Consider the following 19,765-nt stretch of genomic DNA (forward strand, 5'->3'; position numbering starts at 1 on the left):
ATATAAGATTTAAGCAGGTATTGCTTTACATACCATGAAAAAAAGAAAACTTGAAATAATGGATACCACCCTGAGAGATGGGGAACAAACCTCAGGAGTATCCTTTTCATCTTCCGAAAAACTTACGTTAGCACAATTATTATTAGATGAACTTAAAGTAGATCGCATAGAAGTTGCATCTGCAAGAGTTTCTGATGGTGAATTATTAGCGGTACAAAAGATTACGGAATGGGCTGCAGAAACTAACAATCTGGACCGTGTTGAAGTTTTAACATTTACCGATGGAGGTATTTCTTTAGATTGGATGGAAAAAGCAGGTGCAAAAGTGCAAAACCTCTTAACTAAGGGCTCCCTTAATCATCTAAAATACCAACTTAAAAAAACGCCTGAAGAACATTTTTCAGACATTGCTGCAATTTTCAGTTCTGCAAAACAAAAAGGTTATACCAATAATATTTATTTAGAAGATTGGAGTAACGGAATGCGTAATTCTAAAGAATATGTATTTCAATTTCTAGATTTTTTGGCAACGCAACCTGTAAAAAGAATTTTACTTCCAGATACATTAGGAATTTTAACCCATACAGAAACATTTTCTTTTATTTCAGAAATAGTAAAACGTTACCCTAATTTACATTTTGATTTTCACGGGCATAATGATTATGATTTAGGTGTTGCAAATGTTATGGAAGCCGTAAAAGCCGGTTGTCATGGTCTACATCTTACCGTAAATGGTATGGGAGAACGTGCAGGAAATGCCCCTATGGCAAGTACAATTGCGGTAATAAATGACTTTTTACCAGAAGTAACAATTAGCGCAAATGAAACTGCTTTACACAAAGTAAGCAAATTAGTTTCTGCTTTTACTGGTTTTAGAATACCTGCAAATAAACCTATTGTTGGGGATAATGTTTTTACACAAACTGCTGGTATTCATGCCGATGGGGACAATAAAAACAATCTTTATTTTAATGATTTACTTCCAGAACGTTTTGGTCAAAAACGTAAATATGCTTTGGGGAAAACATCTGGAAAAGCCAATATTCAGAAAAATTTACAAGATTTAGGCTTAACACTTAATGATGAGGATTTAAAGAAAGTTACCCAAAAAGTAATTGCTTTAGGAGATAAAAAAGAAAGAGTAACTAAAGAAGATTTACCATATATTATTTCTGATGTTTTAGATAGTCAAGAATATTTAAATAAGGTAATGGTAAAATCTTATGTACTTACACACTCTAAAGGATTAAAACCATCTACAACTATTGCCATTGAAATTGACGGAGAAGTTCATGAAGCAAATGCACAAGGAGATGGTCAATTTGATGCTTTTATAAATGCAATTAAAAAAGTATATCGCATTAAAAAAATGAGTTTTCCTAACTTAATAGATTACGCTGTTCGTATACCTCCAGGGAGTAATTCTGATGCACTTTGCGAAACTAGCATTACTTGGGAGAAGAACGCAAAAGAATTTACCACACGTGGATTAGATTCTGACCAGACCGTATCGGCAATTAAAGCTACAGAGAAGATGTTAAACATCATCTAAATAGCTACTTAAATAAACTAAATATTAAACCGCAATAGTAATTATTGTAAAACAAAATAGAATGAAATTAAATATAGCATTATTAGCTGGGGACGGAATTGGCCCTGAAGTAATAGATCAAGCAGTTAAAGTATCTGATAAAATAGCAGAAAAATTTGGACATGATATTTCATGGACTCCAGCTTTAACAGGTGCTGCAGCGATTGATGCTGTAGGAGAACCGTATCCAGATAGTACACATGCTGTTTGTGAAGCTGCAGATGCTGTTCTTTTTGGAGCTATTGGTCACCCTCGTTTTGATAATGACCCTTCTGCAAAAGTAAGACCAGAACAAGGTTTACTTAAAATGCGTCAAAAGCTAGGTCTTTTTGCTAACGTAAGACCTACGTTTACTTTTCCTTCTTTAATTGATAAATCTCCTTTAAAAAGAGAACGTATAGAAGGGACAGACTTAATCATATTAAGAGAACTAACTGGTGGTATTTATTTTGGAGAAAGAGGTAGAAAAGATAATAATGACACTGCTTTTGATACTATGACTTACACAAGAGGGGAAGTTGAACGTATTGCTCGCAAAGGCTTTGAACTTGCAATGACTCGTTCTAAGAAATTATGTTGCGTAGATAAAGCTAATGTGTTAGAATCTTCAAGATTATGGAGAGAAACTGTACAAGCAATGGAAAAAGAGTATCCAGAGGTAACGGTATCCTATGAATTTGTAGATGCTGTAGCAATGCGTTTGGTGCAATGGCCTAATTCTTATGATGTAATGATTACAATGAATCTCTTTGGAGATATTTTAACCGACGAAGCATCTGTAATTTCTGGTTCTATGGGACTTATGCCTTCTGCATCGGTAGGTGAAAAAGCAAAATTATACGAGCCAATACACGGTTCATACCCACAAGCTGCCGGAAAAGATATAGCAAACCCGTTAGCAACTATTTTATCTGCAGCAATGATGTTCGAAGATTTTGGTTTAACTGAAGAAGCTAAATCTATTAGAGATGTAGTAAACAAATCTTTAGCCGAAGGTGTTGTAACAGAAGATTTAGCAGAAGGAGCTAAAGCTTACAAAACTAGTGAAGTTGGAGATTGGTTAGCTAGTAATATTTAAAAGATTAAATTCACAACAAAAAGCCCTCTAGTTTATGCTAGAGGGCTTTTTGCTTTAATGAATTTACCCAAATACTATTCTACGTTTTGAACAATAGCATATGTATTTTGTAATGATTTTTCTTTTATTGGAGATTTGTAGACACGTCTTACTATGGCGCGTAAATCTGGAATAACTGTTCTTGCAATTTTAGAATTACTATTTAGTAATACACATATTCCTAAATCAGATTCAGGATAAATAGCAATTTCATTTCTATAATTATTAACACTACCTCCATGATGATATACTTTTATATTCTTCTGGGAGCTTTTTTCCTTAAACTCGTGTATACGCCAACCAAAACCATAAGCAGATTTAATATGACCCGCCCACTTTTGGTAATATTTACTATGTCCTTTTACCTCTACAAAAGGCGTAAAAACTTCTTTTAAGGCACTTTTATTCATTACTTGCGGATTATGACCTAGTAAAAATCGCATCCATTTAGCCATATCTAACGAGCTAGCATTGATACCTCCTGCAGCTACAGCATTATAATATTTATTTGTTAATGGTAAACTTCTCCAACCTTTTCTTCCTTTAGCATGTGGTAAAGCTACATTTGTATTTTTTATAATTGCTTTATGATTCATAGAAACAGTTGACATGCCCAAAGGCTTAAAAAAACGTTTTCTTAAAGCAGCGGTTATATCATTACCTGTAACTTTTTTTATAACTTCTTGACTTAATGAGAACATTGCATTCTGATAACTATATTGCTGCCCTGGCGCACTAATAGGGTTTAAGTGGGTAAAACGCTGTGCTATTGTAGAAACAGATAAGCCCGCTTCTACTAAATTAGTATAACTATGATATGCTGTTCCTGAAGTATGCGATAGAATATGTGCTAATTTTATATGAGATGTATTTTCGTCATCTCCAAAATGAAAGTCCGGAATATAATCTGTTATTTTATCATTCCAATTCAGTTTTCCTTCCTCTTTTAAATCTGCCGTTAAAACACCGGCAAAACCTTTAGATAAAGACCCTAAACGAAAAACAGTTTCGCCATTAATTTTATCTTTTTTATTGACGTCTTTTTTATTGACATTTCTTTTACCAAAACCGTCAGAAATTATAATGGAATCTCCTTGCACAATACTAACACCAGCACCAACAATAGCCCCCGACTTAATTGCTTTATCAAAGTATTTACCAATAGCATGCTCTAGTTTTTCCTTTTTTTGTAAATAGTTACGTGCTTTTGCTTGTTGAAGCCTAATTTGTTCTGCCGATAACAAAACATCTGTTTTTTCAACTGTAGTTGGTTGCTTTACAGAAGATATTACAAGTATAAGTAGTGCAAATAAAATGGTTATTCCTACTATGATTTTAAAACGTTTCACAGTTTAGTTTTAGATTTGGTTATTGATTTGTGGTTAGTAAATCAAAACTTAAAACGGAATTATTTTTAAAATGTTTTGTTTCACCCTTGAATTACATTTTTTTGAATTAATATTCAGAACATTTTATATAAAAAAAGTCTTTAGGAATCAACCTAAAGACTTTTTTCTATTAGAGAAAAACCTCTCTTAAATAAATCTATTTTTACAAAATATAATCTGTACTAATAAAGTTAGATACTTTAGCATCTAATAATTGTTCTATAACTTCTGTATTAAGTTCATTGTCTTTAAAAGCAACAAAAGTTCTAATGGAAAAAGAACGCAGCGCATCATGCACACTTAATGTTGCTTGAGCAGAATCTTTTCTTCCTGTGAAAGGATATACATCTGGTCCTCTTTGGCAAGAACTATTTAAGTTTACTCTACACACTAAATTCACTAATGAATCTATTAGCGGAGCAATGGCATAAATATCCTTACCAAACAAACTTACTTGTTGTCCGTAATTACTCTCCGCCATATCATCTAAAGGCTCTTCTATATCTTTAAAAGGAACAACCGGTATTACAGGGCCAAATTGCTCTTCTTGATATACACGCATTTCTTTAGTAACAGGATATAAGACAGCAGGCCAAATATAGTTTTCTGTTGTTTTTCCTCCTTTTTTGTTTAAAATTTTTGCGCCTTTTGTTTTAGCATCCTCAATAAGCCCTTGAATGTATTCTGGCTTACTAGGTTCTGGCAGTGGTGTTAATTTAGCTCCATCATCCCATGGGTTACCAAATTTTAAAGCATCCACCTTTTCTGTAAAGCGTTTATTAAACTCCTCGATAATATCTTCATGTACGTACAAAACTTTTAAAGCTGTACATCGTTGTCCGTTAAAAGATAAAGTACCTGCAATACATTCATCTATAGTTAAATCTAAATCTGCATCTGGTAATACAATTGCAGGGTTTTTAGCTTCTAAACCTAAAACTAAGCGTAAACGGTTACTTTTTGGGTGTTGGTCTTGTAAAGCATTTGCAGATTTACTATTCCCAATTAAAGCTAACACATCTACCTTTCCTGTTTGCATAATAGGTGCTGCTACTGCCCTACCTCTACCAAAAATAATATTCACTACCCCTTTTGGAAAACTACTCTGAAAAGCTTCTAAAAGTGGTGTAATTAAAAGAACCCCATGTTTAGCTGGCTTAAAAATGGTAGTATTCCCCATTATAATAGCGGGAATTAATAAAGCAAACGTTTCGTTTAAAGGATAATTATAGGGCCCTAAGCATAAGACAACACCTAACGGCCCTCTTTTTATATGGGCATAAACCCCTGCATTCTTTTGAAATTTAGCTGCATTACGGTCTAACTGTTTATAATCCTCTATAGTATCATTAATATACTCTACTGTACGGTCAAATTCTTTTTCGGAATCTGGTAAAGATTTTCCTATTTCCCACATTAAAAGTTTTACAATTTCTTCTCGTTTTGAGCTCATCTTTTCCACAAAAGTCTCCATACACTCAATACGATCTTTAACATGCATGGTTGGCCATACACCTTGTCCTTTTTTATAAGCGCCTAAAGCTGCATCTAAGGCATTTAATGCTTCTGGTTCTCCCATATCTGGAATAGTCCCTAAAAGTGTAGGTTTATAATCACTTGTAGAAGATATAGTAGAGAAAACTTCTGTAGAATTGCCATTCCAATCTTTTAATTCTCCATCAACCAAATACTGTTTTTGATTAATAACTTCTTTAATTTGATATTGCTCTGGAATAGTTGCCTCTTTACTCATATGTGTTATATTTTTATGAATTTGTCGTGTTAAAACTTAATTCTATACAACGAAGTTAGTGAAAAACAAAAAAACAACGAACCTTCTAGAATACCTTATTTTTAAGGAGTTACAGACGAAAACGTTTTCGAGAATATTTTATAATGAAAGAATTTCTATCTGATATTAAACTAAATATTGAAAAAGGTCTGGTTTGTCATTTAAATACTCTCCGAAGAAATTATTCTCTTTCATTCTTTTAACTAAAGGCTCTAAATCTGAAGGACTTTTTAATTCTATACCAACCACAGCGGGGGCATTTTCTTTGTTAGATTTTTTAGAATATTCAAAATGTGTAATATCATCTGATGGGCCTAAAATTTCAGCTACAAATTCTTTTAAAGCTCCTGGGCGTTGTGGAAAACGAACTATAAAATAATGCTTTAATTTCCCAAACAACAAAGCCCTTTCTTTAATTTCAGCTGTTCTAGCAATATCATTATTACTACCACTAATTATACAGACTACGTTTTTCCCTTTTAACTCGTCTGCAAAAATATCTAAAGCTGCTATTGTTAATGCTCCTGCAGGCTCTACAACTATTGCATCTCTATTATACAAATCTAGTATAGTTTGGCAAACCTTACCTTCTGCAACCGTTACCATCTTATGTAAGTTATCTTTACAAATAGCAAATGTGTAATCTCCTACTCTTTTTACTGCAGCACCATCAACAAACTTATCTATGTTTTTTAGCTCCGTATTTATAGTATTATCTATTGATGTTTTCATAGAAGGAGCTCCTTCTGGCTCCACTCCTATTATTTTAGTATTTGGAGACATCGATTTTAAAACTCCTATTAAACCAGATGCTAAGCCACCACCACCAACTGGCACAAAAATATAATCTATAGGTTTTTTAGTTTGATTTAAAATTTCTAATCCAACTGTTCCTTGTCCTTCTATAATTTTGGGATCATCAAAGGGATGAATAAAACTTTTATTCTGGGACTCGCAATATTCTTTTGCTGCTTTATAAGAATCATCAAAAGTATCTCCTTCTAAAACAATAGTTACCCAACTTTCTCCAAACAATTTTGTTTGCTCCACTTTTTGCTTAGGAGTTACAGCTGGCATATAAATAGTGCCTTTAATACCCAAATGTTTGCATGCATACGCTACTCCTTGGGCATGATTACCAGCACTAGCACAAACTACACCTTTAGCTCTTTCCTCTGCAGACAAAGAACTAATTTTGTTAAATGCTCCTCTTATTTTATAAGAACGTACGCTTTGTAAATCTTCTCTCTTTAGAGAAATACTTGCTTCATATTGTTTAGAAAGGCGTAAACTAGAAGAAAGCGGCGTAACATCCACCACTTGCTGAATGTTTATCGCCGCTTTCTTAATATTCTCAATTGTTGGGAAGTACTTCATAGGTTTTGTACTCCCTTAAGTTCTCCCAAGGGAGGGATATTTTATTTATACAATTGGTTTCATAGCTGTCATAGAAGCTCTTAATCTTGCTCCTACAATTTCTACTGGGTGTTCTCTAAGTGCTTTATTAACTTCAATTAATTTAGCGTTATCTACACCATTGTCTTTACCTTCTGCATAATTTTTACCAATAACATCTGTATCCATGTTCTTCATAAAATCTGTTAATAAAGGCTTACAAGCATGGTCAAATAAATAACAACCATATTCTGCAGTATCTGAAATTACACTGTTCATTTCGTATAATTTCTTTCTTGCAATTGTATTTGCAATTAATGGCGTTTCATGTAAAGACTCATAATAAGCAGACTCGCCAATAATTCCAGAATCGGTCATTGCCTCAAAAGCTAACTCTACACCTGCTCTTACCATAGCAACCATAAGTACACCATTGTCATAAAATTCTTGCTCAGAAATCTCTACAGAACCTGCAGGAGTTTTTTCAAAAGAAGTTTCACCAGTTGCTGCTCTCCAACCTAATAAGTTTTTATCATCATTAGCCCAATCTTCCATCATAGTTTTAGAAAAATGACCAGTCATAATATCATCCATATGTTTTTGGAATAACGGACGCATAATATCTTTTAATTCTTCTGATAATTCAAAAGCTTTAATTTTTGCTGGGTTAGATAAACGATCCATCATATTGGTAATACCACCATATTTTAAACCTTCTGTTATAGTTTCCCAACCATATTGAATAAGTTTTGAAGCATAACCCGCATCAATACCTTTTTCTATCATTTTATCAAAACAAAGAATAGAGCCTGTTTGTAATAATCCACAAAGAATGGTTTGTTCTCCCATTAAATCTGACTTTACTTCTGCAACAAAAGAAGAGTCTAAAACACCTGCTCTATCACCACCAGTTGCAACAGCATATGCTTTTGCTTCTGCTTTACCTTTACCTTGAGGGTCATTTTCTGGGTGTACAGCAATTAATGTTGGTACACCAAAACCTCTTTTATATTCTTCTCTTACTTCTGAACCTGGACTCTTAGGAGCAACCATAATTACCGTAAGGTCTTCTCTAATTTGTGTTCCTTCTTCTACAATGTTAAACCCATGAGAATAAGAAAGCGTAGCTCCTTTTTTCATTAACGGCATAACTGCTTTTACTACCGCAGTATGTTGCTTGTCTGGAGTTAAGTTTATTAATAAATCTGCAGTAGGAATTAACTCTTGATAAGTACCTACTGTAAATCCGTTTTCTGAAGCATTTTTAAAAGATTGTCTTTTTTCTTTTATAGCTGCATCTCTTAACGTATAAGAAACATCTAAACCAGAATCTCTCATATTTAAACCTTGGTTAAGACCTTGTGCTCCACAACCAATAATTACAACTTTTTTTCCTTTTAATGCAGATACACCATCAGAGAATTCTGTAGATTCCATAAACCTACATTTTCCTAATTGCGTAAGCTTATCTCTTAATGATAGTGTATTAAAATAATTTGCCATTTGTGAACTTATTAAGTGTTTTAATTTATTTAGTTTTGATTAAATTCTTTTAACAATGCCGATATTGGCATTTCTTCTTTTGTAACTGCTATTCTGCCAGATCTTACAAACTGCATAATTCCATAAGGTTTTAATAAATCATGCATTGCATCTACCTCATTACGTCTTCCTGTTTTTGATAAAACAAAAAACTCTCTAGAAACCGTTACAATTTCCGAATTACTTTCTTTTATGATATTTTGAATTTGTCTTTCATCAAAAAGTAAGCTCGATTTTATTTTAAATAAAGCAGATTCTTGATAAATGGTTTCATCATTTTTATGATAGTAAGCCTTAATAACTTCTATTTGTTTTTCTATTTGACCAGCAATTTTTCTAGTAGCTTCTTGTGTTTCTACAATAACAATTGTAAACTTAGAAACTCCGTCTATTTCTGATTTAGAAACATTAAGACTCTCTACATTAACATGACGTTTTAAGAAAATTCCAGATATTCTGTTAAGCAAGCCAACATTATTTTCTGAATAAACCGATACTGTAAACGTTTCTTTTTCCATTAGTTTTTCTCTAATCTATTTTGTCTATAGCGCAATACTATTATTAATTTATTTTAATCTTATTTCTGACACAGAAGCCCCCGAAGGAATCATTGGAAACACATTATCTTCCTGTTCTACATTAACTTCTAAGAAATAAGGATTTTTTGAGGCCATCATTTCCTGTATAGCAGCTTTTAAATTTTCTCTTTTAGATACCCTTTTTGCTTCTATATGATACCCTTCTGCTATTTTCACAAAGTCTGGGTTAGTCATTACAGTAGATGCATATCTTTTATCAAAAAATAATTCTTGCCACTGACGCACCATTCCTAAGTGCTCATTATTAAGAACTACTATTTTAACAGGCAAGTTGTGCTGAAAAATAACCCCTAGTTCTTGTATTGTCATTTGGTATCCACCGTCTCCAATAATAGCAACAACTTCACGATCCATTGCTCCCATTTTTGCTCCAATAGCTGCTGGTAATGCAAAGCCCATTGTTCCTAAACCACCAGAAGTAATATTACTTTTACTTTGATTAAATTTTGCATACCTACAAGCGAACATTTGATGTTGCCCAACATCGGAAACAATTACCGCTTTATTTTCGGATGCTATATTTATTTCTTTTAACACCTCTCCCATAGTTAACCCCTCTTTTGTTGGGTTAAGTTGGTCATTTATTACTTGGTCAAATTCAATTTTATATTTTTCTTTGAACTCATTATGCCAAGATTCATGTTTATTTTCATTAATCTTTGGTAAAATTAATTTTAAAGTTTCTTTAGAGTTTCCTAATACCGCTACATCAGACATTACATTTTTGTTAATCTCTGCAGGGTCTATTTCAAAATGTATAACTTTTGCTTGTTTAGCATAATCGTCTAACCTTCCTGTAACACGATCATCAAAACGCATACCTATCGCTATAAGTAAATCGCACTCATTAGTTAATATATTTGGTCCATAATTACCATGCATACCTACCATACCAACATTTAAAGGGTGGTCTGTATCCATTGCAGATAAACCTAATATAGTCCACGCTGCTGGTATTCCAGCTTTTTCTACTAATGCTTTTAACTCTTCTTCTGCTTCTCCTAAAATTACACCTTGACCAAAAACTATAAATGGCTTTTTTGCATTGTTTATTAATTCTGCAGCAGCATCTATTGCTTCTTCCTTTGGTTTTGGAACAGGATTATAACTACGCACGCCTGTACATTTTTCATAAGAAAATTCAAATTCTTCTAATTGTGCGTTTTTAGTAATATCTACTAAAACAGGACCTGGTCTTCCAGAACGGGCTAAATAAAAAGCTTTAGCCATTATTTCTGGAATTTCGGATGCTTTTGTGATTTGATAATTCCATTTTGTTACTGGAGTAGAAATTCCAATAATATCGGTTTCTTGAAAAGCATCAGACCCTAGTAAATGTCTAAATACTTGCCCTGTAACACACACCATAGGAGTAGAATCTATCTGAGCATCTGCAATACCTGTCACTAAATTTGTTGCTCCAGGTCCAGAAGTTGCCATTGCAACACCTACTTTACCAGTTACTCTTGCATAGCCTTGTGCTGCATGTGTTGCTCCTTGCTCATGACGAGCTAAAATATGTGTTAATTTATCTTGAAACTTATACAACTCATCATAAACAGGCATAATTGCCCCTCCAGGGTATCCATAAATTAAATCGACACCTTCTTCTAATAAACAATGAATTATAGCTTCTGCTCCACTAATTTTCATAGTAGTTTTTTTAGTTTCTTTATTTTTTGCTTTTAATGTTTCCATAAGCCTTACCCAACAATCTTTTAAGATTTTTACGGGTTAATTAAATTAATTAATGTTCTAAAACTCATCTGTTACACATCCTTGTGCTGCAGAAGATACTGATCGGGCATATTTATACAACACCCCTTTTTTAAACTTTAAAGCTGGCTCTACCCACGCTTCTTTACGTTTTGCTAATTCCTCATTAGATACTTCTACATTAATAGAATTTGTTTCTGCGTCTATCGTAATTGTATCTCCATCTTTAACTAAAGCAATAGTACCACCTTCTTGTGCTTCTGGCGAAATATGCCCCACTACAAAACCGTGTGTTCCTCCAGAGAAACGACCATCTGTAATTAACGCTACTTCTTTACCTAAACCTGCACCCATAATGGCAGCTGTAGGTTTTAGCATTTCTGGCATTCCTGGTCCTCCTTTAGGGCCTTCATACCTAATGACGACGACATTTCCTTTTTCTACTTTACCTCCTCGTATAGCATCATTAGCATCATACTCACTATTAAATACTTTTGCAGTTCCTTTAAATAACAAACCTTCTTTTCCTGTTATTTTTGCTACGGAGCCATTTTCTGCTAAGTTACCGTATAACATTCTTAAATGCCCTGTTGCCTTAATTGGCTTATCTAAAGGCATAATAACATCTTGACCTTCTTCTAAATCTGGAACATTTTCTAAATTCTCTGCTAAAGTTTTTCCTGTTACGGTTAAACAATCTCCGTGTAAAAGACCATTCTTTAATAAATATTTTAAAACCGCTGGTATACCTCCTATTCTATGCACATCTTCCATTAAATATTTACCGCTTGGCTTTAAATCTGCGATAAATGGTGTAGTATCACTTATATGCTGAAAATCTTTTAAAGTAAAATCTATATCTGCAGCTCTAGCAATTGCTAAGAAATGTAATACTGCATTTGTAGAACCTCCAGTAATGGTTACTAAACGAACAGCATTTTCTAAAGACTTACGAGTAACAATATCTAAAGGTTTTATATCTTTTTCTATAAGAATGCGCATTTGCTTTCCTGCAGCGATACATTCTTCCTCTTTATTATTACTAATTGCTGGATTAGAAGAATTATATGGTAAAGACATTCCTAAGGCCTCTATTGCAGAAGCCATAGTATTTGCTGTATACATACCACCACAAGCCCCAGCTCCTGGGATAGATTTTTTAATAATGGATTTATAGTTTTTTTCATCCATGGTACCAGCTACTTTCTCTCCCCATGCTTCAAATGCAGATACAATATCTAATTTTCTATCTTCATGACAACCAGATGCTATTGTACCACCATATACTAAAATTGCAGGACGATTTAATCGTAACATTGCCATTAATGCTCCTGGCATGTTCTTATCGCAACCCACAACAGTTACTAATGCGTCATAAGACATTCCTTGTACTACAGTTTCCATAGAATCTGCAATAATATCTCTAGAAGGTAATGAAAAACGCATTCCTGGTGTACCCATAGAAATACCATCACTAACACCAATAGTATTAAAAATTAAACCTACAGTTTCTTTAGAGTTGACTCCTTCTTTTACCAATTTTGCCAAATCATTTAAGTGCATATTACACGGATTACCTTCGTAACCAGTACTTGCAATACCTACTAATGGTTTATTAAAATCTTCATCTTTAAAACCAATAGCATATAACATTGCTTGTGCTGCCGGTTGTGTTGGATCTTGAGTAACGTTTTTACTGTATTTATTTAATTCCATTTATACTATTCTTTCTATTTTATATATTCCTTGGATACTCTTAACAAATCAAATATAATTCTTTACTGAAACCAATTTGATTTATACTTTTTATTGGTTCAAATTCAAGTCTAAGCAATTTTAACTAATTAACTTAAAATCAATTAATTAACACATGCTTTCATATCATATTCAATAGTTTTTACTTCTACTATTAAGGTCATAAAAAAGCCTGTATCATAATTATATGATACAGGCTTCTAAACAATAGAATACTATATCATCCCAGTAATGGGACAATAATAATACTAACTAATGTTTTTGTTATTTTCATAAAACAATAATACTTATTCTTTTTTTAATATCCTAGTTTCTAAACTAATTTAAAGCTTATTGTATCTCCATATTTTTTTTGAGCTAAGATACTAATTGCTCTATCTGTTAATTGTAATACTCTTGGGTAACCACCTGTTGTTTGCCCGTCTTTCATAAGAATAATAAGCTTTCCAGACGGAGTTAATTGTATAGTCCCTGGCAATGTTGCTGATGTTAACATTGAATAATTTACCCCTTCTATATTTTCTTGAAGCTGATAAGCCATTCTATCATTTTGATTTGATATAGAAAAAATTGTAGTAAATATCTGCTTTATTTGTGACGGATTTAAAAGGTTATATTCAGGTCCTTTAGCAATTTCTAGCTCATTTTTATTAAAAATAGAACTTATTTTTATTTCAGAAATTTTTGGGCTAAAGTCCACACATTCTTCATAATCTAATTCCTGCCCTTTTTTAACGCAACGAGATTTTGTAATTGGATAGTAATAGGAAGAACTATTTAAAATTACAGTAGATTTAAAACCACCTTTTATTGCCAAATATGACCTAAAACCTATGTTTAATTTACCATAGAAAAGTATATCACCAGTATTTACTTTATATATTTTGTATAGAGAAATTGGTTCATTATTTAATGTTACTACAAAATCTGCTCCACCAATACATATATAAGTGGGTGCATTAAATTCTAGCGTAGGTCCCGTCATTGTTATTTCTAGAACCGCTGCATTAGAAGCATTCTCTAATAAAGTGTTTATAGCTTTTGTGGTATATGTATCCATGGATCCCGATACCGGTACCCCTTTATCCTTAAAACCGAATCTTCCTTGATCTTGTAAAGTTGAAAAAAAACCTTGCTTTAATACTTTAAGCATCTATTTTAATTTTTTGAATAGTATAAACTCCGGCTTCATTTTCTATAACGCGTAAATTATATTCTGCTCTCTCTATAGGAAAGAACTCAACTTTATCTCCAACACTAACAAATATTGGGTTTTCCCTTGTTGCCTTAAACATAGATACGGGACAATTACCAATTATATTCCAACCTCCAGGAGATTCTTGAGGGTAAATACCTGTTTGTTTCCCTGCTAAACCTACAGAGCCTTTTATTACTTTTTGCCTTGGAGTCTGCCTTCTATTTACTTCTAAATCTGTAGGCAAGCCTCCCAAATACATAAAACCTGGAAGAAAACCTATACCGTAAATCGTATATGATTGTTTGGTATGTAATGCTATTACTTGCTCTACACTTTTATTTACTTTACTTGCTACTTCCTCTAAATCTATTCCAAAATCAGAATCATAACAAACAGGTAATCTCCATAAATTCTTTTCCCTTTTATTATCAACGGTACTTTTTTCAGAATACCATTGCTTTATATTATGTTTTATAACATTAAAATTTATTGGAAAATTTCTTTCCACTAATACTAAAGAGTTGTATGCTGGTATAATCTCCCATTTCTCTGGAAATAAAAAATTATTTACTAAATAGGTTTTAAACTGTAAAATATCTTCCAAAATAGCTTCGTCAACAATATTTGGCCATTCTATTAATATAGCATGTTGTCCAAATGGTCTTATTGAAATAGTATATTTAGACACTCTTTTTTATTTTTAGTTTTGGTAATTCTTTAGAAAGGTAGGTTAAAATATCTAATGCATTAGCACAATCTCCATGAACACAAAAAGTAGACGCTTTTATAGGCTCTAAAACACCCAAAACATTCTTTACTTTTTCTTGTTCTACCATAACTTTTATATGTTCTAATACTTCTTGAGGACTTTCTATTAATGCTTGTTTAGATTTTCTAGAAACCAAACTTAAATCAGAATTATAGTTTCTATCTGCAAAAGCTTCATATTTTACCATAAACCCTTGTTTGTTGGCCTCTTTTGCAATTATAGATTTATACGGCGAATACAGTACAACCTTTTCTTTATAAGCTAAAATACTTTCTAAAAAAGCTATAGCAAGGCCTTTATCCTTAACTAAATCATTATACAAAGCTCCATGCGGTTTAATATGATGCAAAACAGCTTTCTTTTCATTTAAAACATCTACAAAATCTCTTATTTGTTTTTTTATAGAATTAACAAATGCATTTTTTGATATATCTATAGAAACTCTTCCAAAATTCTCTTTATCTGGGTACGATGGATGCACTCCTATTTTAACCCCATACGTAATTGCTAAGTCTACAGTTGCTTTCATAGTCTCTTTTGTTCCATAATGTCCTCCGCAGGCAATATTACAAGAAGAAATAAACGGAAATAAATCAGATTCATTTGCAATCCCCTCGCCTACATCACAATTAACATCTATGTATTTTACATTCATTTGGAACTATCTGTATTGTAAAGATAAAAATTCATTCCCATTAATACCATTCTATATACTAACTTAAAACTAGCCAAAATTTAACATTTAAAGTGCAGTTCATCTAAAAAATTGCAGTTCGTCTAAAAGTAGTATGCATTACATCGAAAGAATATAATAATACTAAAAGTACTAGGTTATAATAGTCCCAAATTTTAATGCCCCGAAATAAATGACCTGCTTAGAATGCAATAAAGAATTAGGATACCTTGACCATAAAAACGCTATGGAATCTCTTGGCGTAGAACTTTGTGAAAAACACCAAGCAAGAATAGAAAAACTAATAGAAAAAAACAACACTCCGTTAGAAGCTATACAGTTATATTATGGCTTAAAAGAAGCTGGTGTAAGTGCTATGTTAGAATGGTGGGATGGGAAAAAATCTATAGACATTGCAATTTCTAGGGTAAAGCTTAACATAGAAATAGACTCTCAATATGACAAATTAAGTCATGAACAAGCTATTAATGATTTAGAGGAAGACATGCACTCCTTTAAAAATGGGTTTACAACCATAAGAATTCCGCATGTTTTGATTAGGTATTATTTAAAGGAAACAGTGAATAACATTATAGGTATTATGGAGGGCTTAAAAGCCAACATAAAAGCTATATAATTAAAATAAAGCTATGTCTACAACAAACAAAATACTAAAGACCCCATTACGTATTTCCATTGCTACCTTATTGTTAGGGATGGCTTCTAGAATTTTAAATTGGCCATATGCATTTCATGTTATCATAGCTTCTTTTATATTAATTGGAGTATTATACACTATACGTTTTAATAAAAAAGAAGAAAAACAAACTGTAGATTATATTAAAATGATTTTAGTAGTTTTTTGGACCACTAATGGTGTTCTTAAATTATTAGATTTCCCTTATACTCTATTTTTTCAAATTGTAACTGCTTTCACTTTTATTGCTTGGTTTATAATGGAGGGAACTGCTTATTTTATGGATGAAGATAGAAAAACTAAAAATACATTAATACAAATTATTTGGAATGTTGCACTAGTTTTGGGCATACTTGCCACAATTACTGGCGGTTTACTTAATGTTTTACATTGGGAATATGCATTACATTTGTTATCTGCAGGTATAACGGTAATTACCGGATATATATTAAAAGACCTTTTTATGCCTCAAAAGTTTGAAGACAAAGACCAGAATAACAACGGAGAGTTTCAATTATAATTTTTAAATAAGTTTCTTGACTTTTTGTACAGTTCCCAAACTTACTTTGCATATTTTGGCGGTATCTCTTAAGGTTTTACCTTTTAAGAGAGTTGCTACAACTTTTTTATGTTTTTTCAATACAATCTCCTTAGGTTCTATAGAGCCTTTAACACGACCCTTGTAAGATCCGTTTGCCTTTGCAATAGCAATACCTCTTTTTTGCACTTCGGACAAATTCTGTTTTTCTATTGTAAAAATGTTATCTAAGGCTGTTAGCAGCAAAGAAAAAACCTCATTTGGTTTTCCTTTTACCAGAGATTCTATACCTAAATTATCTATTTTTATAGTTATACCTAACTGGTCAAATATCTTAATTGTTCTAAGAATATCATGCAAATTTTTACCCAATTGATCTATAGAAGCAATACTCAAGTAATCTATTTTAAAACCCTCTAAAGTGTTTAAAAAATTTAATAGCTCTTTAGCCTTTAAACGCTCTTTAAATGGTATTGCTGCACTACAAAAATCTAAAAAAAGGTATTGGTTTTTAAATTTTTTATGAAGTTTTTTTTCTTCTTTTTCATTAAAAGAATCTAACAGTGCATATCTTGCTTTCATATATCAAAATTAGTACTTAACATATAATTGTACTAATTTTAAGGTGTATATTTTTAGTACACAAAATAAAAGAATATATACTAATTTTAAAATACACTCTAAAATTGATATAAATATAGAAACACAATTTGAAATAGAAATAGTAAATGCACTAAAAGCTTATTAAAGAAAAAAACACATTCTATATAAAAGACATAAAAAATGAATGTTCTTTTTAAATTACTTGGCTGAACTTATGTAATTAGCAACACCCTCTTCTACAACAATAGACTTGTCTAATAATTCATTAACCTGCTGCAGTCTTGCTTCTACAAAATTAATAGGATTTTTTAAGGTATCTATCAGTTCTAAATGGGAAAGGTGTAACAATTCTAAATGAAGTTTTAAATCTTCTAACTCTTCAAATAATTTATAGGTTCTTGGTTCATAAGAATATGAAGTTAACTTGCTCTTGAGATGCACTATATTTCTATAACTACGTTCCACCCTGACTAAAGAATCTCCTATTTCAATTTCTGAATTTAAATGCGTCTCTCTATTGTTTTTAAGTAACATTGCTTTCGTTTAAAATTCATCTAAATAACTACAATCAGAAAAGTAATTAGTCCTCATAGTAAATAACCTATGACGTACTTTTTAGTAAAATGCTCGCAAACTTAAATATATAGTGGGTAAGTTCTGGATTCAAAAATCCGTCTACTTAAATTTAAGAAAAAAAATTATGCAAATACTATTTTTGTTCTATTTTTTTCAAAATAAATTAATCTAACGTATTGATATACTTTAAATAACACAATAATAACAATACAAAAATATAAAAGCTACTAACAAAATTTTATGATAATTATCAGATTTATAATACAATGTTTTTTATTCTAAAGATTGAGTTCCTAAAATTTATTACAATTTTAAATAATGAATTGTAAGGTATTTTTTTAAGCCCGACATACCTGTCAAAATATATAGTATTATGACATTACCTAATTTTAAAACAAAATCACTAATCGCCTTTGTATTAATTGCTTTTATAGGCTTACAATATATGAATGCCCAAACTGATGTAAAATCAAAAGAACTAATAAATGCATTAGTTTTAGTAAATGGAGGGTATGAAAAGTTAGCCTCTAAGAAAGACGTATCTTTTTCGTACAAGTACGATAACTTTGATAAGGGTTACGACTTATCTACCGAAAAGCACATTTTTGATGGTGAGCATTCCATGGCGATTTACACACACCATGATATAAATGTTTTACCAAAACAAGAAGGCGATGCGGTACAATCTTTAGTAGACGGTAAAGCACAGTTAACTTTAGATGGCAAAGCAATTAAAGATGCTAAAAATATTGGTGCTACTGTGTTTTTGCGTAAAGTAAACTCCTATTGGTTTACAATGAACTATAAATTGCAAGACCCTGGTACCAATTACGAATATTTAGGAATAGAAACGGCAGACGGAATCGTATACGATAAAGTTAGCCTTACCTATGACGGTGCAGTTACTAACAAAGAGCAAAACGACGCCTATATTTTATACTTTAACCCAGAAACACATTTAATAGACTTGTTTTACTTTTCCTTACCAGCATGGGGAATTAATAAACCGGTTTTAAAAATGATGGTGAACTATGCGGTTATTGATGAAATATATGTACCTGTATCTCGTAAAGTATACGCCCCTAACGAAAAAGGAGAATATAACCTAGCTGGGGAATTTACGTTTAGCGACGTTAAATTTAACAACGGATTAAAAAAAGAAGATTTTGTATTGCAATAAAATCTACAACTACAATAGTAAAACGCCCCATTTAGAATATTCTAAATGGGGCGTTTTTTGTATTCTTTTTTATTATCCTAATATACTCTTTCAAGCTTCTAATTTTTTTCCAAATCTTCTTCAATTTTCGTAAAACCTCCATTCTCTAAAAAAATGGCTGTCAAATCGGTTCCGTCGAAAAAAATATCATTAGCGAAAGCATGAATATTCATCACATGAGGTTCATACCTATAGATTTCCAATCCAATGTTTAAAAAATCATGTATATATAAGGTAGGATTTCCTAATGCTGCGTAAAATCGATAATGTTCACAATTTCTATTCCTAAGAAGAAATCTCAAAATCCTATCTTTTAATTTTGCTCTATCCAATCTATTCAGTCTATCCATTTTAAATTTTATTAATATCAATATTACCTACGTATTTATACAGCTCCTCACCTGTTTTAAAGTGTCCCATACCAATTATTTTATCTGTTTTTGGGTCTAGTTCCACTTCTACAAAAAAAGCATAGAGAGCGTAAAGGCTGAACTTCTTATCGGCTTCTAAGTGATGTGTCAGAAATATACCAATTTTCCAAAGAAGATACCATTGTTTTTCTTTTAATAGTATCATTATTCATATAATCCCATACCC

18 protein-coding genes are annotated in these 19,765 nt (G+C 31.9%); 5 read left to right on the forward strand and 13 right to left on the reverse strand.

What is annotated here, in order from left to right; translation table 11 throughout:
- The first annotated feature begins 34 nt into the window (after positions 1-34).
- The gene (locus CLV91_RS09410; protein ID WP_121066930.1) at positions 35-1,552 is read left to right on the forward strand and encodes an alpha-isopropylmalate synthase regulatory domain-containing protein; all 1,518 of its coding nucleotides are present in this window, start codon (positions 35-37) and stop codon (positions 1,550-1,552) included.
- A gap of 61 nt (positions 1,553-1,613) precedes the next feature.
- On the forward strand, positions 1,614-2,669 hold the full coding sequence (gene leuB, locus CLV91_RS09415) for a 3-isopropylmalate dehydrogenase (protein ID WP_121066934.1): 1,056 nt from the start codon (positions 1,614-1,616) through the stop codon (positions 2,667-2,669).
- 74 nt (positions 2,670-2,743) lie between these two features.
- Here the strand turns inward: leuB and CLV91_RS09420 are convergent, their stop codons facing one another.
- The 10 genes from CLV91_RS09420 to CLV91_RS09465 all read right to left on the reverse strand — a co-directional run bounded on the left by CLV91_RS09420 (position 2,744) and on the right by CLV91_RS09465 (position 15,517).
- Positions 2,744-4,057 carry a serine hydrolase domain-containing protein gene (locus CLV91_RS09420; protein ID WP_121066937.1) on the reverse strand — a complete coding sequence of 438 codons (1,314 nt, stop codon included), beginning with the start codon at positions 4,055-4,057 and terminating at the stop codon, positions 2,744-2,746.
- Between the two features lie 202 nt (positions 4,058-4,259).
- Positions 4,260-5,849 (reverse strand): NADP-dependent glyceraldehyde-3-phosphate dehydrogenase, encoded by a 1,590-nt coding sequence (locus CLV91_RS09425; RefSeq protein ID WP_121066940.1) that lies wholly within the window; start codon positions 5,847-5,849, stop codon positions 4,260-4,262.
- Between the two features lie 165 nt (positions 5,850-6,014).
- Positions 6,015-7,265 (reverse strand): threonine ammonia-lyase IlvA, encoded by a 1,251-nt coding sequence (gene ilvA / locus CLV91_RS09430; RefSeq protein ID WP_121066943.1) that lies wholly within the window; start codon positions 7,263-7,265, stop codon positions 6,015-6,017.
- Between the two features lie 45 nt (positions 7,266-7,310).
- Positions 7,311-8,786: a ketol-acid reductoisomerase gene (ilvC, locus tag CLV91_RS09435; protein WP_121066946.1), complete on the reverse strand. Its 1,476-nt coding sequence runs from the start codon at positions 8,784-8,786 to the stop codon at positions 7,311-7,313.
- Between the two features lie 29 nt (positions 8,787-8,815).
- Positions 8,816-9,343: an acetolactate synthase small subunit gene (gene ilvN, locus CLV91_RS09440; RefSeq protein ID WP_121066949.1), complete on the reverse strand. Its 528-nt coding sequence runs from the start codon at positions 9,341-9,343 to the stop codon at positions 8,816-8,818.
- 48 nt (positions 9,344-9,391) lie between these two features.
- Positions 9,392-11,122 (reverse strand): biosynthetic-type acetolactate synthase large subunit, encoded by a 1,731-nt coding sequence (gene ilvB, locus CLV91_RS09445; RefSeq protein WP_121066952.1) that lies wholly within the window; start codon positions 11,120-11,122, stop codon positions 9,392-9,394.
- 57 nt (positions 11,123-11,179) lie between these two features.
- Positions 11,180-12,856, reverse strand: a complete 1,677-nt coding sequence (ilvD, locus tag CLV91_RS09450; RefSeq protein ID WP_121066955.1) for a dihydroxy-acid dehydratase — start codon at positions 12,854-12,856, stop codon at positions 11,180-11,182.
- A 352-nt stretch (positions 12,857-13,208) separates the two neighbouring features.
- The gene (locus CLV91_RS09455) at positions 13,209-14,048 is read right to left on the reverse strand and encodes a 5-oxoprolinase subunit C family protein (protein WP_121066958.1); all 840 of its coding nucleotides are present in this window, start codon (positions 14,046-14,048) and stop codon (positions 13,209-13,211) included.
- Positions 14,041-14,781 (reverse strand): 5-oxoprolinase subunit PxpB, encoded by a 741-nt coding sequence (gene pxpB, locus CLV91_RS09460; protein WP_121066961.1) that lies wholly within the window; start codon positions 14,779-14,781, stop codon positions 14,041-14,043. The genes CLV91_RS09455 and pxpB overlap by 8 nt, the downstream gene beginning before the upstream one ends.
- Positions 14,774-15,517, reverse strand: a complete 744-nt coding sequence (locus CLV91_RS09465; RefSeq protein WP_121066964.1) for a LamB/YcsF family protein — start codon at positions 15,515-15,517, stop codon at positions 14,774-14,776. Before CLV91_RS09465 ends, pxpB begins: the two co-directional genes overlap by 8 nt.
- A gap of 211 nt (positions 15,518-15,728) precedes the next feature.
- On the opposite strand from CLV91_RS09465, the gene CLV91_RS09470 reads away from it, so the two are divergent.
- Positions 15,729-16,172 (forward strand): hypothetical protein, encoded by a 444-nt coding sequence (locus CLV91_RS09470; protein WP_121066967.1) that lies wholly within the window; start codon positions 15,729-15,731, stop codon positions 16,170-16,172.
- Between the two features lie 13 nt (positions 16,173-16,185).
- Positions 16,186-16,752 carry a hypothetical protein gene (locus tag CLV91_RS09475; protein WP_121066970.1) on the forward strand — a complete coding sequence of 189 codons (567 nt, stop codon included), beginning with the start codon at positions 16,186-16,188 and terminating at the stop codon, positions 16,750-16,752.
- A 3-nt stretch (positions 16,753-16,755) separates the two neighbouring features.
- On the opposite strand, the gene CLV91_RS09480 is transcribed toward CLV91_RS09475, so the two are convergent.
- Both CLV91_RS09480 and CLV91_RS09485 read right to left on the reverse strand, forming a co-directional pair.
- Positions 16,756-17,352: a recombinase family protein gene (locus CLV91_RS09480; protein WP_121066973.1), complete on the reverse strand. Its 597-nt coding sequence runs from the start codon at positions 17,350-17,352 to the stop codon at positions 16,756-16,758.
- A 219-nt stretch (positions 17,353-17,571) separates the two neighbouring features.
- Complete coding sequence (locus tag CLV91_RS09485) at positions 17,572-17,907, reverse strand: hypothetical protein (RefSeq protein WP_121066976.1); 336 nt, start codon at positions 17,905-17,907, stop codon at positions 17,572-17,574.
- 415 nt (positions 17,908-18,322) lie between these two features.
- On the opposite strand from CLV91_RS09485, the gene CLV91_RS09490 reads away from it, so the two are divergent.
- Complete coding sequence (locus CLV91_RS09490; protein WP_121066979.1) at positions 18,323-19,129, forward strand: DUF6503 family protein; 807 nt, start codon at positions 18,323-18,325, stop codon at positions 19,127-19,129.
- A gap of 390 nt (positions 19,130-19,519) precedes the next feature.
- On the opposite strand, the gene CLV91_RS09500 is transcribed toward CLV91_RS09490, so the two are convergent.
- A complete protein-coding gene (locus CLV91_RS09500) occupies positions 19,520-19,744 on the reverse strand; it encodes a hypothetical protein (RefSeq protein WP_121066984.1) in 225 nt (74 codons plus the stop codon).
- Positions 19,745-19,765 lie beyond the last annotated feature (21 nt).

Source organism: Maribacter vaceletii (assembly GCF_003634105.1).
GTDB lineage: Bacteria > Bacteroidota > Bacteroidia > Flavobacteriales > Flavobacteriaceae > Maribacter_B > Maribacter_B vaceletii.

Coding starts and splice junctions, on each gene's coding strand:
- ilvD (WP_121066955.1), bottom strand. CDS start 12,856: ATGGAATTAAATAAATACAGTAAAAACGTTACTCAAGATCCAACACAA.
- ilvA (WP_121066943.1), bottom strand. CDS start 7,265: ATGAAGTACTTCCCAACAATTGAGAATATTAAGAAAGCGGCGATAAAC.
- CLV91_RS09470 (WP_121066967.1), top strand. CDS start 15,729: ATGACCTGCTTAGAATGCAATAAAGAATTAGGATACCTTGACCATAAA.
- CLV91_RS09410 (WP_121066930.1), top strand. CDS start 35: ATGAAAAAAAGAAAACTTGAAATAATGGATACCACCCTGAGAGATGGG.
- CLV91_RS09485 (WP_121066976.1), bottom strand. CDS start 17,907: ATGTTACTTAAAAACAATAGAGAGACGCATTTAAATTCAGAAATTGAA.
- ilvB (WP_121066952.1), bottom strand. CDS start 11,122: ATGGAAACATTAAAAGCAAAAAATAAAGAAACTAAAAAAACTACTATG.
- CLV91_RS09490 (WP_121066979.1), top strand. CDS start 18,323: ATGACATTACCTAATTTTAAAACAAAATCACTAATCGCCTTTGTATTA.
- ilvC (WP_121066946.1), bottom strand. CDS start 8,786: ATGGCAAATTATTTTAATACACTATCATTAAGAGATAAGCTTACGCAA.
- CLV91_RS09455 (WP_121066958.1), bottom strand. CDS start 14,048: ATGCTTAAAGTATTAAAGCAAGGTTTTTTTTCAACTTTACAAGATCAA.
- CLV91_RS09500 (WP_121066984.1), bottom strand. CDS start 19,744: ATGATACTATTAAAAGAAAAACAATGGTATCTTCTTTGGAAAATTGGT.
- CLV91_RS09465 (WP_121066964.1), bottom strand. CDS start 15,517: ATGAATGTAAAATACATAGATGTTAATTGTGATGTAGGCGAGGGGATT.
- CLV91_RS09475 (WP_121066970.1), top strand. CDS start 16,186: ATGTCTACAACAAACAAAATACTAAAGACCCCATTACGTATTTCCATT.
- CLV91_RS09480 (WP_121066973.1), bottom strand. CDS start 17,352: ATGAAAGCAAGATATGCACTGTTAGATTCTTTTAATGAAAAAGAAGAA.
- leuB (WP_121066934.1), top strand. CDS start 1,614: ATGAAATTAAATATAGCATTATTAGCTGGGGACGGAATTGGCCCTGAA.
- CLV91_RS09425 (WP_121066940.1), bottom strand. CDS start 5,849: ATGAGTAAAGAGGCAACTATTCCAGAGCAATATCAAATTAAAGAAGTT.
- ilvN (WP_121066949.1), bottom strand. CDS start 9,343: ATGGAAAAAGAAACGTTTACAGTATCGGTTTATTCAGAAAATAATGTT.